This window comes from Vibrio sp. 2132-1 (assembly GCF_033344315.1).
In genome coordinates this window covers 18,934-36,438 of record NZ_JAWPON010000004.1, presented here as the reverse complement: position 1 = coordinate 36,438, position 17,505 = coordinate 18,934, and the positions used below count along the sequence as shown (strand labels likewise).

Below are 17,505 nucleotides of genomic sequence, written 5' to 3'. Positions count from 1 at the left end.
TCAAAATGCTTGTCTCTATGCCACCAATGTTGGCGCTGTCGATAGCGATTGTATGTGAAGTGATTGCCACTTCTTATATTCCCAAAACAGAGCAATTTACGAAAGTAATGCCGAGCACAGTCGTTTTGATTGGTTACGGCATCGCTTTCTTCTTGCTTTCCGTCACAGTGCAAACAATGCCTGTCGGGGTTGTTTATGCCATATGGAGTGGTGCTGGGATCGTTTTGGTTGCGACGGTTGGTTACTTTGTTTACGGACAGCGGCTAGACTTACCAGCCCTAGTTGGTATTGGGTTTATCATCGCTGGTGTGTTGATCGTAAATTTATTATCCAAAACAGTAGGGTACGAATAACGCCACTCTACTTGTTAAGTGAATAAGAAGCCGCAGCGAGAAATTGCTGCGGCTTTTTAGTACAAATTCAATCGCTAATGGCGAGTATTGATATGATGTCTTATTGTTGCATTCATCACGGTCGCATTATGTGATTGAACAATAGGCATTATTTAGCGCATTGAAAATACAAAGTTATGTTTCTTCAAACTTTAGGAAAGGGCAGTAGATAAATCACTCCGATAGATGTTAACGTGGCGACTCATCTTTACTGCTTTTTCATTCCCTACATATTTCTGCAAAGTTCTTATTGTGTAGTGTGTCGAAGAACCATAGAATCCGCGCGCTTTAATTTATGTTATTAGCGTTATCAATGATAAAAGTGCAGTCCATTATCATTGTTTTTATCACTTATAGATGGGCACATCTGACAATACTTACATGAACAAATACAAAAAGCCTGCATTCAAGGCCGAATTTCTTTTGCCTCGTTACTGGGGAACGTTAATTATCATTAGCGTGATGTACTTACTTAGCCTCCTTCCTTTTAAAGTTCAACTAGCTTTGGGACGCAACATTGGTCGTTTAGCTATGCGAATCATGAGAAAACGTCAAGTTACTATCAGACGCAATCTTGAGCTTTGCTTCCCTCATATGGAAGAATGCCAACGCGAAGCAATTCTAAAAGACAACATCGACAATACTGGCATCGCACTTTTTGAGACCGCAATGGCATGGTTTTGGTCAGATAAACGGGTAAACAAACACGTCACGATAAAAGGCATGGAGCATCTAGAGGCTTTAGAGAAGTCAGGCAAAGGTGCATTAATGTTGGCCGTACACTCAATGAATCTAGAGTTAGGTGCTCGAGCTTTTGGCATTAAAAAGTCTGGAACCGGTGTTTATCGCCCAAACAATAATCCGTGCTTTGATTATTTTCAGTATAAGGGACGCTCTCGCTCTAATCGTACACTGATTGATCGTAAAAACGTCAAAGCCATGCTTGAATCACTTAAAACGGGTGAGCGGGTTTGGTATGCACCGGACCACGATTATGGTAACCGACGCTCGACATTTGCACCGTTATTTGCCGTTAAAAATGCTTGTACTACGACAGGTACAAGTTTGTTGGTTGATTCTACAGATTGCGCCATTGTGCCTTTTACGATGGTAAGAGGAAAAGACGGACACTATACCCTAACCATTAGTGCGCCCGTCGACGGTTTCCCGAAAGAGGATCATCAACGTGCCGCCGCATTCGTGAATCAAATAGTTGAAACATCAATCATGGCAAGTCCGAGCCAGTATATGTGGCTTCATCGTCGGTTTAAAACTAGACCAGAGGGTGAGGACTGTTTGTACAAGCCTAGGCTCATCCCTAGCTTGGCATAACACATAGAGAGCCTACAAAAAGCCCAAGGAACATACGAACCTTGGGCTTTTACTTTCTATTCTTTTCGCTTTATAAGTAGCGATCTTTTAGGTGAGCTTGAAAGTGTTTAGCATTCAGTGTTTCACCCGTGGCTTGTTTTACCAATTCATCAGTGGTGAATAAGCTACCTTTACTCCAGATGTTTTCCGAGAGCCAATTGAATATCGGAGCTAAGTCGCCAGAACGAATAACCGCATCTACATCGACGGTTTGTTTCATTGCTGCCATAAATTGTGCAGCGTACATCGCACCGAGCGTGTAGGACGGGAAATAGCCAAAACTTCCGTCTGTCCAATGGATATCTTGCATACAGCCATTTTTGAAGTTTCCTTCGGTTGATAGCCCCAAGTACGCTTTCATCTTTTCGTTCCAGAGTTCTGGTACATCTGTATGTTTGATGACGCCGTTCATGAGATCTCGCTCAATTTCATATCGAAGAATAACGTGAGCAGGATATGTTAGTTCGTCAGCATCTACGCGAATAAAGCCTTTTTCTACGCGAGTGTAAATTTTGGCTAAATTGTCTTTTTCGAATTCACTACCAGAAAAATGGTTAGAAGCCAGTCGAGCGAGGTGATCGATAAACGCGCTGCTTCGTCCTATTTGCATTTCAAAGAAGAGTGATTGTGATTCATGAATACCCATAGAGCGAGCTTCTCCCGCGGGTGTTCCTGATAAATCTTTTGGTAGCCCTTGCTCGTATCGAGCATGGCCGGTTTCGTGGACAATCCCCATCAATGATTGGACAAACTCGTTTTCATTATAACGTGTCGTAATACGCACATCTGTCGGTACACCGCCACAAAATGGGTGGGTACTCTCATCAAGTCGACCGTGTTCAAAATCGAATTGAAGTAGCTTCATGACTTCCAAACCGAGCGCTTTTTGCTTTTCCGTAGGGTAGTGCGCAGTTGGCAATAAGATGTTGTCTGATTGTTGTTTTTCAAGCGCTTCATCGATCAAAGTAGGAAGCCAGGTTTTCACGTCAGCAAAAAGAATGTCTAACGACGCAGACGTTGTGCCAGGCTCATAAACATCGAGCATGGCATCATAAGGAGTCGTGCCATTTGCTTCGGCTCTAATTTGCGCTTCTTCCTGCGATAGCTTTACGACTTCAGCCCAGTTCTTTTCAAAACCAGCCCAGTCGTTTTCTCCACGCTGTGTACGCCATGCATGTTCACATTTGGAGCCAGCAAGAGATTGAGCTTGAACTAATGATTCTGGTAGTAAGTTAGCTTGCTGCCACCCACGCTTCATTTCTCTTAGGATAGATTTTTCTTTTGTAGACAGCGTCTCTTCTTCTGCCTGAGCGAAAAGCTCTCCCAAGTGCGGTTGAGTCATTAAAGAATGGATATGTACATCGAGCTCTGCCGTGGCATTCGAGCGTGCTTCAGCGCCACCAGGTGGCATGACCGCTGCTTGATCCCAATCTATGATGGCAGATAGATGCTCAAAATTTGCCACTTTTTTGGAATGTTCAACGAGTTTTGTAAATGCGTTCATGTGACTACTCTTATTCTTTTGTTCTTTCCCTAAACACCCGATAACGGGTCCTTCATATGGTGTTGCACTAAGCAACCTGCGTTAATTTACTAATAATTAACAATTAACTCCAACCCATTGTCCATAAACTCACCCAGTTGTATAGCTCTCTTAAAAAAGAAGCTTGCGAATCTTGTGGATTGGCGGTATTGATGAAGGATTGACAATTAATTATCACGATAATATGGATATTTTGAATTTCGAGGCATTTATTATTGCCATTACGATTTTAACGTTAACGCCAGGTTTAGATACTGCACTTGTTATCCGTAACACTAGCCGATCGGGCCTAAAAGATGGATGTACAACCAGTCTAGGGATTTGCTTTGGCTTATTCGTACATGCTTTTTTTTCTGCGGTTGGTATCTCGGCGATTCTTGCGCAATCAGCAGAGTTGTTCCAAATCGTAAAAATGATTGGCGCAGCTTATCTTATCTGGCTTGGTTTGAGCAGTTTAAAAGCGCTAATGTCGTCGAAAGATGGATTGACCGTGACCGAGCAGATTCACGAAGTGTTTAATGGTAAGCGCTCTTTTAGAGAGGGCTTTCTTTCTAACGTCTTGAACCCGAAAACGGCGGTCTTCTATTTGGCTTTCTTGCCACAGTTTGTGAATCCAGAAGGTTCACCCTTGCTTCAATCAATGATGATGGCATCTGTACACTTTGCTATTGCGATGGTTTGGCAGTGTGGTTTAGCTGGCGCGCTTAACTCGGCTAAAAATCTACTAAAGAATGCAAGCTTTATGAAGTGGATGGAAGGCGCGACGGGCGCAGTATTAGTCGCACTTGGTGTGAAGTTATTAATTGAAAAACCCGTTTAATGCGTAATATTTATCGATTGTTGATACTACTCGCTGTATTTATTGTGGGGATAGGTGCCGCTGTTGCTTGGCATACGTGGCCACAAGTACAGTTTGCGCAACGCGGCATGATCTGGTCTTGGCACTGGGGCTACTTCGAGCCTTTTGCTAATGGAATACAACAAACGCGAACTCAAGACACTAAACAGTTATTGCTCAGGCGTGTGTATTTGCATGACGCTATTGTCGTTTTTGTTTCGACAACTATGGACAATAAATTTGAGGTCGACGTTGTAAAAGAGCAAACCTGTGAACCTAAAACGACGACTTGGGCTTCGGTCTCTGTCAATCATCAACGTGTCAGGCATGTACCTATGGTGTGCGATGCGTTTGGGCAAGGCTACTTTTATCGCTACATCGGGAAACATCTGGAATCGATTGAGGTTGGTGTCGGCGACTCGTTTGTAACAGAAGCATTTTTAGACTGGCCGCTATCAGAGTTGAAAGCGGATCAATTCAAGCAAAAAAATGCGAAGTTTTTTGAAGAACGTGGAGAAAACGTTGAGCATCAATGGTTGAGAGATTAACCATTTAACCGAAGATAAATAAAGCCCGCTAAATAATAGCGGGCTTTATGTTTTTACCATTTCTAATGTGCTTTGCTCTCCGTTACTGGTAGTTTGTGACCGAACAGCTGTCATTTCACTAAGCTTTCACTGCTTCAACTTCACCTGATTGCGATGTTGAGCTAAAGAACAGTTTGGTTTCTGCCAGTACGACGTGACGCAGTGCGATCAAACCAATCAGGTTAGGAATTGCCATCAGACCGTTTACGATATCAGCCAGTAGCCAAATCATATCGAGGTGAAGGAATGCACCAGATGCCACCAAGCCAACGAAAATCAGTTTGTATGGAAGCACAGCTTTAGTTCCGAACAGGAACACAACGCAACGCTCACCGTAGTAGTTCCAACCAAGAATGGTGGTAAAAGCGAAGAACATCAAACCGATTGAGACGAGCATAGGGCCAAATGTATCTGCATTTAAACCCACCGCAAAAGCATGAGTCGTCATCGCGGCGCCTGCTAGGTCACTTTGCCATGCACCGGTCAGGATTAGAGCAAGGCCTGTCATGGTACAAATAATGATGGTATCGAAAAAGGTACCCGTCATTGAAATTAGGCCTTGTTTAACACAAGAGTCTGTCTTCGCTGCTGCTGCTGCCATAGGCGCGCTACCCAAACCTGATTCATTTGAGAACACACCGCGAGCGATACCTGATTGGATTGCCAACATGATGCTTGCACCTAGAAAACCACCAGTCGCTGCTGTTGATGTAAAGGCTGAAACCAGCACTAATTCAACGGCATTGAACAATTGGTCTGCATTCATGATGATCACGCTTAAACACGCCAACACATAAAATACAGCCATGGTAGGAACCACTTTTCCTGCAACGTTAGCAATGGATTTGATGCCACCCAAAGTTACGAAAGCAACCAAAAGAGTTAGTACAAAGGCAGATAGCTCACGGTTAACACCAAGAGATATCTCACTTGCATCCAGAATCGCGTTTACTTGTGGAAACGTACCGATACCAAAACAAGCAACACCTAAAGCAAACACTGCAAACATGATCGCGAGAGCTTTTGAGCCAACACCGTATTGCAAGTAATACATTGGGCCACCAATCATTTGGCCTTTATCATCGACTCTTCGGTACTTAACCGCCAACAAACATTCGGCGTATTTAGTCGCCATTCCGAAAAGGGCAGCGAGCCACATCCAGAATAGAGCGCCTGGTCCACCGAGTTTGATTGCTGTGGCAACACCAACAATGTTACCAGTACCAATTGTTGCTGAGAGTGCAGTACAAAGAGCTGCAAAGCTAGAAACGTCACCTTGAGTATTAGATGACTTATCTTTACTGAATACCATCGCTAGCGCTGTTGGGAGGTGTTTAAACTGGATCAAGCCAAGGCTAAAAGTGAAGTAAACACCTGTACCCACTAGCAAAATAAGCAGCGGTGGACCCCAGACAAAATTATCGATGGTTTGTAGTAAAGATTGTAGGTTGTTCATGATTTCCCCTTAATAAAACAACTAATAAGGAGAAGAGGGAAAGGACGAGATCAACGATCTCTAAAAGAACTAAGCTATTGGCTGTAGGCGGGAAGGCCAAGCAAAATAGTTAGGTTGTAACTTTCCACTCCTCTGTCCTTTTGCCTGAGAGTTTCACCTTGCGTGAGTGCAAGACTTGCTCCTTCGGCGACCGATTTAACGGTTCTCTCCAGAGGTTCCTCCAACTACAGTCCCCGCTACCTAGGTAGCACCTGAAATAGTTAATTCTTCGGCGAGTTATGCTAATCAAATGTTAAAATTTGATTAATAACCACTCTCCTGCAGTCTTCATCGGAACAATTACTCAATTAAATGAGTAAAGGTTAGTTAATGATGCTGGTCATCATTAACGTGTGAACTCTATCATGTTTTTGGTCCATTTCAACACCCTATGTCAATTTATTTTCAATGAAATAACCTTATCTATTTTCATGAAGGTATGTTTGCCAATCTTTTTGTGCGAGTCACGGCATAAATAAAATTTATTGGGTTAGGGAATGGAACCCAAAAACACTTCAGAACGATAAATGTGTTTCGATCGTTACGACATAAGTTATTCAATTAAGGACACAAAATTGATTAAAATCGGAGCACTTATTTTAAAATCTACGCTAAGTTGACCTTATGGTACGTATAAATGGGTTACAATGAATCTTTGTGAAACAGTCTACGGACCTAGGCAGTTTTTCATGAGTGGACAAGGAGGCGGTATGACCAGATTATTAGCCATTGCGGTGTTGATTGCAGTAGCATTTGTGCTGTTTCGTTATCGAACCAATGAAAAAGTCCAAAAAGCGACCGTTATAACATTAATTGGCGCATTTCTGATTTATACAGCATCAATTATGTTTGCGGAATTGATCCGCTAGCAAAGTAAAAGAGTCCTTGGAGTAGTATACGGTGAGTTCTCAGAACAAAATGGAAGAGCAAGACGACGTAGTTGTCATTGAAGAGCGTGACAAACGTACGCATATCTATATCGCAATCGCTGCGGTGTTAGGCTTGGCATTTGGTGGCCTTGTTGGATCGGTTGTCACTGCGAACAAGTGGGAATCGACTTACCACGTATTAGAAGAAAAGTATCAAGCACTAACGCAAGATAGAACCCAGTTGGCATCTCAAGTAAAAGTGCGTGAAGAGGCGCTCGACCAAGAAATACAAAACCAAGTTAGTGAGTTACTCGCCGCGAAAGATGAAGCTCATCAGAAAGCACTTAAGAAGTTGCAAAAGCAATTGACTGAGGTCGAGAAGGTCAACTTGTCACTAGAGTCTCAATTGAAGCAGCAGGCAGATAAGATCAACACGACGAAGTCAGAAAATGAGAAGTTGAGTCGTCAAGCGGATATGCAAGCGACTATGTTTGAGCGGTCCCGCGAAGTATTCCAGAAAGAGCTAAAAATTTCGCAAGAATTAGAGTCTCTCGAGAAAGAACGGTCAAAATTATTACCTAAGATTGAGAAACTCAAGAAAGAGTGTGACGTATTTTTAGAAGGCAAATCTTGGGACGTGAAGTCGGACGCGTGTGATAAACATGATGAAGCTAATTCACGACTAAGTCAGGTCGATCAAATGATTGAAGTCTATAAAATGGACCTCAAACAAATCAAAGCAATAACGGAAGATATCGGCCTTTAAGTCTTTTGTATCCGATTTTTGAAAAGCGAAAGGAGCTCTTTAAGAGCTCCTTTTTCGTTGTTAGCTATGACTTTTAGCCTATCGCGTATATTAGATTCGTGAGGCGTCATAGCCTGAGGCGAGCAGGAGTTCTCGTTCGTGTTTAATCAGCTGAGCTCGATCTTCAATTAGTTCATTGAGTGCTTGAGATGGCTTACCTGCTAATGCTTTGAACGAAGCAAAAGATTCCGCGGTGTCGATTTTATCAATCATCTGACTGATGACATTACGAGCCTTACACGGGTTACTCGTCGTTGTAAAGTATTCTACTTGCTTTGCTGCCGATTTCATCTCAGTTAATAGCTCAAGCGGGCTACTTTCTTTGGCTACTGCCATGTAGTTATCCAGCACGCGCTTTGCATAAAGCAGTTCTTTGAGGGGGATATCTCTTCCGCTCTCGATTAGGGATTCGCTAAGGATCATACTTGAGCTCATGGGCATTCCTTCTTATTACTACGCCGCTTTTGATGTTTCCTTGAGTCTAATTTATTGAAGTCACATTGGGAATGGGTAAAAAGCATTTTTAACGCATTTTTATTCACTTATGAAAACACGAATGCGATGCTTATCTGGATCGATAGCCATAAAATTTAACCCATACACTGATGTCGCTGGTGGTTGAACAAACTCAACACCTAGGTCTTTCCAGCGCTTGTAAATGCGCTCTAGCATATGACTATTGGGCACTGATAAAGACAACTCGGTACCACCACCTCGAATGCCGCTGTAGGGTGAAAGATTATCTCTTTGCTTGAGTGTCAACGTTAAGCCTTCGGTCAGTGGAATAGCGGCGAAGGTTGGAGACAACTGCGTGACTTTGCGTTCGAACAGTTTCGAATAAAAAACTTGGCTTATGTGGATGTCCTCAACGTAGAGAACGAATGAATTGATAGTCAGCATGGTTTGTTCCTTAATCAATTAGAAATAGTAGGGGCAATCTAACGGAAAGGAACGACAGGAGTTGTCAGTAGCACATTCTCGAAGGTAAGTGAAAGAATAAGAAAAAGGAGCCGTTTAGCTCCTTTTTATCAGCGGAATCATTGGTATTAATGAGTGTGTTTGGAAGAATACCAGTTGTTTTGATAAGCTTTAGATGCAAATAATGCGTTTGCTTTTGCACGCTCGACAATAGACTCGTCCACCTCTAGCGGCTCCATGGTTTGGCCGTTAAAGTCGTACGCCAGGGTCGATACCTTTTCACCAGGTGAAAGCACAACGAGATTGTCGCGCGTTAAATAACCAAAGTTTTTGTCGTATTGCATCATTGCGCGCTCATCTTCGCGAGCTAGTGGCTTCGTTAAATCACGACCAATCATCGGTGTTTTAGCATCTACCCCAATTAGAGATAACAGTGTAGGCGGCATGTCGATGTTGTTTGCTATGCGGTCATCTTTACGTGGTTGAATGCCTTTACCAAGGATCAATGCTGGAATGTGAAAGTGCTTAACTGGAACAAGGTTAGCGCCAGAAACACGTGCATCATGATCTGCAATTACAATGAAAATGGTATCATCCCAATAAGATGACTTTTTCGCCTTTTCAAAGAAAGTGCCCAAAGCGTAATCGGAATATTTAACGGCGTTGTTACGCGTCATATATTCTGAATCGTATGGCTCAATTTTGCCTTTTGGATACTCATAAGGGCTATGATTACTTGACGTAAAAACTAAGCTAAAAAAAGGTTTGTCGCTTTTTGAAAGGCGTTCAAACTCTTCGTTTGCTTTGTTATATAGATCTTCATCACTAACACCCCAAGAGCCAACAAAGCTTGGGTTGTTATAATCGTCTTCTTCTACTATTTGATCAAAACCGTTACCAAAGAAGAAAGTTTTCATGTTGTCAAAGTTGGCTTCACCGCCGTAAATAAATTGCGTGTGATAGCCTTGAGCTTTCAGTAAGTCCGCGATAGTAAAGAAACCCGTTTGGCTTTTACTCAGCTTCACTACAGCGCGAGAGGGAGATGGAGGAAAGCCCGTGGTTACGGCTTCAATTCCACGAACAGAACGAGTACCAGTGGCGTACATTTGTGTGAACTGCCAACCTTCCTTCATGAGTTCATCAAGGTTTGGTGTTAGAGGCAAACCGCCCAAAGCACCGACAAATTGGGCGCCTAAGCTTTCTTGTAGCAAAATCACTAAGTTTTTATGTTTACCCTGGTAAGTCGCGGGGTTACTGTTCATGGTTGGGAGTAATGAAGGGGTGAAGTCGGACTTTGTTGATGAAGTGCGAACTAATTCCAACATCTTTTGAGTGTCCATTTTTCCGTAGAACTGCTCAGCACTCTTTTCTGACTTCATGCTATTAACCGCAAACAACAATGAGTAAGATGAGTTCAGTGCTAAGTCGTTAAGCAGTGGATCGTTAGAAAAGGCGACCATAGCAGGATTTAGCGGGCGGTGACCTAAAGATGAGCGAGCACCTGCAACCCCAAAAAGAACAACGAAAAGTGCCAATAGTGGTCGCCATTTCCAGTTGACCTGCTGCGCCTTATCGGTCAGTTTCTTACTCCACTTCCAACCTAAAGTGATGGTTAAAACTGTACCTAACGCACCAATAAACAGTTCTAATTTGTAGCCAGTCCAGAGCATACTCAAGACTTCTTTTGGGTAGATTAAGTATTCCACAAACAGGCGGTTTGGACGTAGGTCGTATTCCTGAATGAATGGCGCTGTTGCTAGCTCCATGTATACAAGCACCCAAAGCCCTAAAACCATCCATATGCGTAATATTCGCTTCCAACACTCTCCCATCTTACCGGTTAATGGCATGAAGGTTGATAACAGTGCTGGAAGAATAAATAACCAGCAAAGCGTTGCAATATCTACGCGCAAACCTTGACCTAGGATGTAAATTAAGTCGTTTAGAGAGTCAATACGGTCAATCTGCCAAAAAGCTAGCAAAACTCTTGAGATAGACAGAAATAGAAGCGAAAACAAAGAAAAGGCAGCAATTGGCTGCAAAGGCCCCCACACAGAGCTCTTTGATAAGTTTTTCATATTTATTCGAATAGTTTAATTGTTATGTTGTGTTGTTTTTAGCAAAGCAAGCGTGAAATAAACGTGAATTATAATGTAGGTTTATGGTCGAGTAGTGTAAGTGTTGGTATGTCTATGTAAGGGGGAGGGGCGTTTGTGTAAAAAAAGAGCCAGTTGATAACACCAACTGGCTCTAGAGATTGATAAAGGCATGATTACATTGCGGCTTTCTTCGCTTCTTCGACCCATGCGTCGAACTTTTTCTGGTTCGCTTTGATCCAGCCATTTACATGAGACTCGATGTCCGCTGAGCTGTTCTTACCTTGGCTCATCATCATATTCTGCGCACTAACATCATTGATATTTAGTTTGATGATTTCAAATAGCTTCGCAGCAGCAGGGTTTTTTTCCGTAAACTCTTTATTGGCAACGATGCGCATAGAGTTCATCTCGAAGCCGTAGTTCTTACCGTTCTCTAGTGTCGTATCAATGTCCTTACGCTCACCAGGAAGTGAAGAGAATGGCACTTCTAACCACACAACATCTTTCCCTGGAACTAAAACGCCACTTACCCAGTACGGTGTCCAAGTGTAGTAAAGAATCGGATCGCCTTTTTTGTAACGTGAGATTGTATCAGCGATAATCGCCGCGTAGTTACCTTGGTTGTGTGTTACTGTGTCACGAAGTTTGAAAGCATCCAACTGATGCTCAACAACCATTTCACAACCCCAACCTGGGTTACAGCCAGTTAAGTCCGCTTTGCCATCGCCGTTTGCATCGAATAGCTTCGCCAATTTTGGATCTTTTAACTGACCAATGTTCGTGATGTTATATTTTTCCGCGGTTTTCTTATCGATCAAATAACCTTGCGCAGCACCACTTACGTATTGGCCTTTACGGAAGAACTTATCATCACCGCCAGACATCGTGTACTTATCGGCGTGAAGAGGGAACCAACCAACCGCTAAGAAAGTAGCATCACCTTTAGCAATAGAGGTGTAGCCTACGTTGTAGTCCACTTCTTTGGTCGGTTTAACATCGTAACCAAGCTCTTCAAGTGCGCGGTTTACGATCAACGTTTGAAATGTTTCTTCTGCAACGGTTGATTGAACAGGCTGAACAGTGACACCTTCACCCGGTAGTTCACTTGCCACACCATAAGTTGAAAATGCGATAGTACTTAGAGCTCCAACAGAGAGCGCTTTCTTCCATGAATTATTCATTGATGTTTCTCCTAAGTTTTAGATCGTCTTGGTTCGTCTTTGTTTTCAGTTTTAATAGGTATGAAACAGGACCTGTGTGATACCAGCGAAGTTTAGTGTTGCCTGCATTAACCCCTAACACCTGGGTGATACGGTCTAACAAAATCGCAAGAATAACGATGCCTAAGCCACCAACGGCAGCAAGACCCATATCAAGTCGGCCAATACCACGAAGTACCATTTGGCCTAAGCCGCCAACAGCAATCATTGAAGCAATCACTACCATAGAAAGTGACAGCATTAAGGTTTGGTTTACACCTGCCATGATAGTTGGTAACGCCAACGGTAACTGGATGCGATAAAGCATCTGTTTTTTGTTTGCCCCGAAAGAGTGGCCAGCTTCGATAAGCTCTTCAGGTACTTGCTGAATACCCAAAATAGTCAGGCGCACAACGGGAGGCAGGGCGAAAATGATCGTTACTACTACGCCAGGAACGTTACCAATACCAAACAACATAACAATTGGCACAAGGTAAACGAACGCGGGAGTCGTTTGCATTGCATCTAATATTGGCCTAACAAATTTGGCAGCGGTTTGGCTCCTTGCCAACCATATCCCCATTGGTAGCCCTATAAGCAAACAGAAGAAAACGGCGGTTAACACCAGTGCTAGCGTTGTCATCGCTTGTGACCACGCACCAATTAGGCCGATGAAAACAAGGGATACAAGAGTAGAAAAACCAAGTTTTACATTGGAAAACTGCCACGCTAGCAAAAATAAAATGAGTACCATTATAGGCGCAGGTGTAGACACCAAAGCAGTTTCAAACGACGTTAGAATAAAGTCGATTGGAACTCGTATTGCTTGGAAAACAGGTCGACCATGTTCCACCAGCCAGTTCAAACCGGACTCTACCCAGCTATCGAGGGGTAAAACCGCATCTTGGAATGGGTTCATAATATCGAATGGCGCTTGCTCTACAGTTTCTGAGTTGAGCCAATCATTACTTGGCGCGGCCTCTGTGCCTTGCGACCAAGGATCATCTTGCGCAGGAGCAGTATTTGACCAGGGATCATTGTTAGTTTGCTCTGAAGACATCGTGTTAATCCTTATCTAGTGTTTGTAGAAGACGTGATTTAGTCACGACACCAAAGTAAGTTCCTTGCGCATCTACGACAGGCACGGCATAAGGAACACCAGCAACCAGACCCAAAATGTCATTAATTGACTGATCAGGCTGAAGAGTAACTTCATCCGGTAATTGAGCACTGGCTAACGAACGGTTTTCTTTATGAGCCAAACGCAGTGAATCAAGAGATACGATGCCGGAATATCGGCTAGATTTATCGACGACAATGCCGTAATCACGGTCGTGATCCATCAGAATCTGCATCGCAGAGCCTGGACCGTCATTTTCCGATTTCTTAAAAACAGCCGCTGGCTTCTTGCGTGCGATATCTTTTGCTGTCAAGACGCTTGCGATGTTTACGCCGCGGAAAAACGCTTCGACATAATCATTTGCTGGACTGTGTAATATTTCATCAGGTGTACCAACCTGAACAACCTCACCGTTTTGCATGATGGCGATGCGGTCGCCAATGCGCATTGCTTCATCCAAATCATGAGAAATGAAGACAATTGTGCGTTTGTCATCGTTCTGTAGACGAATAAGCTCATCTTGCATCTCAGAACGGATCAATGGGTCTAAAGCGGAAAACGCCTCGTCCATTAATAGGATGTCAGGATCACAGGCTAACGCTCTCGCTAAACCAACGCGCTGTTTCATACCACCGGATAATTCGTCAGGGAAAGATTCTGCATAAGGGTCTAAACCCACTCTTTCTAAGGCGGAAAGGGCACTTTTCTGACGCTCATTAACATCGATGCCGGCAAGTTCTAAACCAAAGGCGGCATTTTCAATCACCGTCATGTGTGGCATGAGTGCGAAACTTTGAAACACCATTGAGATATTATTACGACGAACTTCTCGAAGTTCATTCTCGGAGATGTGGGCGATATCTCTTCCTTTGAGATAAACACTACCTTTAGTCGGCTCAATGAGCCGGTTAAGAAGTCGAACAAGGGTGGATTTCCCGGAGCCAGAAAGGCCCATGATTACGAAAATTTCCCCTTCATTTATGGTGAGAGATACATCGTTTACGCCGACTGTTAAACCTGTCTGTTCAAAAATACCGTCTTTATCGACGCCTTTGTCGATAAGCGAGAAGGCTCTCTCTGGGTCTTCTCCAAACACTTTATACAGTCCCTTAACTTCCAGTATGGGATCCATGTTATCTGTCCTTTTTCGTGTGTTTATAACTGTTTAACGATTTGTACTCTAATTAATTTTAGTTCAACTTTCAACGAAAGGGGGTTGGTTAACTAGTTATGCCGTGCATAGAGAGTTCGTTGAGCAAGGTATGTTCAATTCTTATTTTTTATATTTAAAACAATTGCTTGCGATGTGTTTTTATCCGCCATAACGTTGCCCTGACGTAGGGTTGAATTTATTTTGAATTTTTTTGTACATTTCAACTCAACTCGCTTGCATAGATATAAGCTGTGATAGCTTAGAGCTCTACATATAAAAAGGTTAGAGCTCTAATTTTTGGTTAAGGCTTGGTCCTGTGAAATCGGTTAGGTACTGTTATCCTTAGATTTATTTATTGCTTGATTTCACTCAGGGTGATATTTATCGCTGTAGTTTAGGCAACGTATGGAATAAAAAATGGAAGCCGAACAGTTAGAAGTGCTCAATTTCATTAGCCAGTACCCACCTTTTGATGACCTACCTGAAGAGCAGCTTAGAAAAATTGCTCTTAATGCCGAGGTTGCATACTTTCGGCAAGGAACAAAAATCCTTAACTTCGGAGATACGATCCGCGACTTGTATATGGTGAGAAGTGGGGCGGTAGAGATTTATCGACGTAAAGGTGAACTCTATAACAGGATTGATGCTGGTGGACTGTTTGGTCAGATGGGGTTGTTGATGAACAACCGCGTACGTATGCCAGCCAAAGCGATAGAAGACACTCTCGTTTACTGTATTCCGGAAAACATCTTCAATGAACTTTGTGATGAGTTTGAAAACTTTGCGGACTATATGGAACTGGAAGATAGCGCGCGTTTGCGAAGCGCAATATCTAGCCGCTCCGAAAGCAATGACTTTACCACCGCTAAGGCACGTAAAATCTTAGCAAGAGATCCAGTAACCCTGGAGGCAACGGCTTCAATTCAGGAAGCTGCGATACTAATGGCAGAGGAAAATGTCACCTCTCTGCTCATTATTCGCCCGACAGAGGAGCTCACAGAAGAAGATGACGAACAGCTGCTTGGAATATTGACTGATCGCGATCTTTGCATTCGCGTACTAGCTCAGGGTATTGATACCAATATTCCAGTGAGTGAGGTCATGAGTTATGACGTGGTTTCATTGGATTATAACGCCTATGTGTTTGAGGCCATGTTAACCATGTTGCGTTACAACGTGCATCATTTACCAATTTTAAAAGATAAAAAGCCGATAGGAATTATTGGCATGACGGACATCGTTCGTTACGAATCTCAGAACAGCCTATTGCTAGTGAGCTCTATTTTTCAGCAAACCAGTGTCGAGGATCTCAAGCAGGTTTCTGAACAAGTAAAAGACTGTTTCGTAAGAATGGTCAATGAAGATGCCAACGCGCACATGATTGGTCGAGCCATGTCGGTTATAGGCAGTAGTTTCAAACAACGCCTCGCTGAATTAGCTGAGCAAGAGTTCGGCCCAGCGCCCATTCCTTATTGTTTAGTCGCAATGGGTTCAATGGCGAGGGATGAGCAGCTAATTGTAACGGATCAAGATAACGCGCTTATTCTCGATAACAGTTATGACGTTGAGATTCACGGAGAGTACTTTGAAAAGTTTGCTAAATTTGTTTGTGATGGTTTAGCGGCATGCGGCTATGCTTATTGTACTGGAGACATTATGGCTACCAACCCAGAATGGCGAAAAACTCGTGCAGAATGGGAAGAATGCTTTGGAAACTGGATAGACAATCCAACCCCTGAGAGATTGTTAAATAGTAATATCTTTTTTGATCTCCTCGGTGTGCATGGGCGAGTGAAATGGGCGGAGCAATTAAGCAGCTTTATTGTGAGACGAGCGAAAAGAAATAACCGCTTTCTTGCTTGTATGGCGTATAACGCAATACGTAGGACGCCTCCACTGGGCTTTTTCAAAGACTTTGTGATGGAGAAAGATGGTCGTCATCGCAACTCGATTAACTTGAAGCGAAGGGGGACGGCTCCGTTGGCCGATTTAATACGGGTGCATTCTCTGGCAATCGGTTCCCGATCGCAAAACTCTTTCGACCGTTTAGATGACATTAATGATGCTGGCATTTTACCGAAAGGTCGAGGTTTGGATTTAAGGGATGCGATGGAGCTAATCTACATGGTTCGAATTCGTCACCAAGCCATTGATATAGAAAATGGAGAAGAGCCAGACAACAACATTGAGCCGGAGAACATGTCTGAATTTGAACGTCGAAACTTAAAAGCAGCATTTCAAATTCTAAGTAACGCACAGAACTTCATTAAGTTTCGATACCAGAGAAGTAGCAAATGATGTGGTTCTCAAAAAAGGCAGAAAAAGAACATCCCTTGTTGGATACATCCCAGACGCCAGAGTGGTCAATGTTGTTCAAGCAACTCGCTAAAGAAGCGAAAGACGAGAGGCTCAAACGCTATTATTCGACACCGATGGTTAATGGGGAAACACCAATTGAACAAGTGCCATTTGTCTCGGTAGACTTTGAGACAACAGGATTGAACTCGGAAGAGGATGTCATTCTCACGATCGGACTTGTCCCGTTTACTATTGATCGTGTTCAATGTAATGGCTCTGCTCATTGGGTCGTTAACCCAAACAGAGAGTTAAACCACGAGTCTGTCATTATTCACGGTATCACTGACTCTGAGGTTAAAAACGCGCCGCAGCTGTCTCAGATCTTGGGTGAAATATTGGATGCGTTGTCAGGCAAAGTGGTACTTGTTCACTACAAGAACATTGAAAGGCAGTTCTTTAATAACGCCTTGCTAAATAGCATCGGAGAGGGGATACAGTTTCCTGTTGTTGATACGTTAGATATTGAGTATGCGATACAACGCCGTGAATGCAGAGGTTTTATCAATAAGTTGAAAGGCAAGAAACCCGGTTCTGTACGATTAGGGCACGCTCGTGAAAGATATGGCCTCCCTGCTTATCAACCTCACCATGCCCTGACGGATGCGTTAGCAACTGCGGAGCTGTTTCAAGCACAACTGCAGTATCACTTTAATCGAAACATGCCAATATCTTCGGTTTGGCAATAGGCGTTATTTATGGTGAAAACAATAAAATGCAATGAGAGATAGGGGGCTTTAAGATTATGATGGCGGATTGAG

Annotated in this window: 16 protein-coding genes and 1 riboswitch; of the genes, 8 read left to right on the top strand and 8 right to left on the bottom strand. The window is 43.2% G+C overall.

The window, feature by feature from the left end:
- Nucleotides 1-17 precede the first annotated feature (17 nt).
- Together R8N47_RS05150 and R8N47_RS05145 are read left to right on the top strand one after the other, a co-directional pair.
- Nucleotides 18-353, top strand: coding sequence for a DMT family transporter (locus tag R8N47_RS05150; protein ID WP_169644527.1), 336 nt, complete (start codon nt 18-20; stop codon nt 351-353).
- Between the two features lie 420 nt (nt 354-773).
- The gene (locus tag R8N47_RS05145; protein WP_031778977.1) at nt 774-1,724 is read left to right on the top strand and encodes an LpxL/LpxP family Kdo(2)-lipid IV(A) lauroyl/palmitoleoyl acyltransferase; all 951 of its coding nucleotides are present in this window, start codon (nt 774-776) and stop codon (nt 1,722-1,724) included.
- Between the two features lie 70 nt (nt 1,725-1,794).
- On the opposite strand, the gene R8N47_RS05140 is transcribed toward R8N47_RS05145, so the two are convergent.
- On the bottom strand, nt 1,795-3,267 hold the full coding sequence (locus R8N47_RS05140; RefSeq protein ID WP_033905209.1) for a carboxypeptidase M32: 1,473 nt from the start codon (nt 3,265-3,267) through the stop codon (nt 1,795-1,797).
- Between the two features lie 223 nt (nt 3,268-3,490).
- On the opposite strand from R8N47_RS05140, the gene R8N47_RS05135 reads away from it, so the two are divergent.
- Both R8N47_RS05135 and R8N47_RS05130 read left to right on the top strand, forming a co-directional pair.
- Entirely contained in the window at nt 3,491-4,126 is a 636-nt protein-coding gene (locus tag R8N47_RS05135) for a LysE family translocator (protein WP_017820932.1), read from the top strand.
- Entirely contained in the window at nt 4,126-4,692 is a 567-nt protein-coding gene (locus R8N47_RS05130) for a hypothetical protein (protein ID WP_005385713.1), read from the top strand. The genes R8N47_RS05135 and R8N47_RS05130 overlap by 1 nt, the downstream gene beginning before the upstream one ends.
- 118 nt (nt 4,693-4,810) lie before the next feature.
- On the opposite strand, the gene R8N47_RS05125 is transcribed toward R8N47_RS05130, so the two are convergent.
- Entirely contained in the window at nt 4,811-6,187 is a 1,377-nt protein-coding gene (locus R8N47_RS05125) for an alanine/glycine:cation symporter family protein (RefSeq protein WP_005377785.1), read from the bottom strand.
- 122 nt (nt 6,188-6,309) lie between these two features.
- Nucleotides 6,310-6,409, bottom strand: a riboswitch (glycine riboswitch).
- Nucleotides 6,410-6,936: 527 nt separating this feature from the next.
- Here R8N47_RS05125 and R8N47_RS05120 point away from each other — a divergent pair.
- Both R8N47_RS05120 and R8N47_RS05115 read left to right on the top strand, forming a co-directional pair.
- Nucleotides 6,937-7,095 (top strand): hypothetical protein, encoded by a 159-nt coding sequence (locus tag R8N47_RS05120; RefSeq protein WP_005377784.1) that lies wholly within the window; start codon nt 6,937-6,939, stop codon nt 7,093-7,095.
- Nucleotides 7,096-7,126: 31 nt separating this feature from the next.
- Nucleotides 7,127-7,861: a chromosome partitioning protein ParA gene (locus tag R8N47_RS05115; protein ID WP_054865581.1), complete on the top strand. Its 735-nt coding sequence runs from the start codon at nt 7,127-7,129 to the stop codon at nt 7,859-7,861.
- A 90-nt stretch (nt 7,862-7,951) separates the two neighbouring features.
- On the opposite strand, the gene R8N47_RS05110 is transcribed toward R8N47_RS05115, so the two are convergent.
- The 6 genes from R8N47_RS05110 to proV form a co-directional block, all read right to left on the bottom strand.
- Nucleotides 7,952-8,335, bottom strand: coding sequence for a hypothetical protein (locus R8N47_RS05110; protein WP_213913815.1), 384 nt, complete (start codon nt 8,333-8,335; stop codon nt 7,952-7,954).
- 99 nt (nt 8,336-8,434) lie between these two features.
- Nucleotides 8,435-8,800, bottom strand: coding sequence for a VOC family protein (locus tag R8N47_RS05105; protein WP_213913817.1), 366 nt, complete (start codon nt 8,798-8,800; stop codon nt 8,435-8,437).
- Between the two features lie 146 nt (nt 8,801-8,946).
- Complete coding sequence (locus R8N47_RS05100) at nt 8,947-10,896, bottom strand: LTA synthase family protein (protein WP_213913819.1); 1,950 nt, start codon at nt 10,894-10,896, stop codon at nt 8,947-8,949.
- 194 nt (nt 10,897-11,090) lie between these two features.
- Nucleotides 11,091-12,098 carry a glycine betaine/L-proline ABC transporter substrate-binding protein ProX gene (gene proX, locus R8N47_RS05095; protein WP_054865582.1) on the bottom strand — a complete coding sequence of 336 codons (1,008 nt, stop codon included), beginning with the start codon at nt 12,096-12,098 and terminating at the stop codon, nt 11,091-11,093.
- Nucleotides 12,091-13,176, bottom strand: a complete 1,086-nt coding sequence (proW, locus tag R8N47_RS05090; RefSeq protein WP_005377778.1) for a glycine betaine/L-proline ABC transporter permease ProW — start codon at nt 13,174-13,176, stop codon at nt 12,091-12,093. The genes proX and proW overlap by 8 nt, the downstream gene beginning before the upstream one ends.
- 4 nt (nt 13,177-13,180) lie before the next feature.
- A complete protein-coding gene (proV, locus tag R8N47_RS05085) occupies nt 13,181-14,368 on the bottom strand; it encodes a glycine betaine/L-proline ABC transporter ATP-binding protein ProV (protein ID WP_053350385.1) in 1,188 nt (395 codons plus the stop codon).
- A gap of 438 nt (nt 14,369-14,806) precedes the next feature.
- Here proV and R8N47_RS05080 point away from each other — a divergent pair, with 438 nt between their 5' ends.
- Nucleotides 14,807-16,687: a DUF294 nucleotidyltransferase-like domain-containing protein gene (locus R8N47_RS05080; RefSeq protein WP_213913821.1), complete on the top strand. Its 1,881-nt coding sequence runs from the start codon at nt 14,807-14,809 to the stop codon at nt 16,685-16,687.
- Nucleotides 16,684-17,433 carry a 3'-5' exonuclease gene (locus R8N47_RS05075; RefSeq protein ID WP_025766719.1) on the top strand — a complete coding sequence of 250 codons (750 nt, stop codon included), beginning with the start codon at nt 16,684-16,686 and terminating at the stop codon, nt 17,431-17,433. Before R8N47_RS05080 ends, R8N47_RS05075 begins: the two co-directional genes overlap by 4 nt.
- Nucleotides 17,434-17,505: the final 72 nt, after the last annotated feature.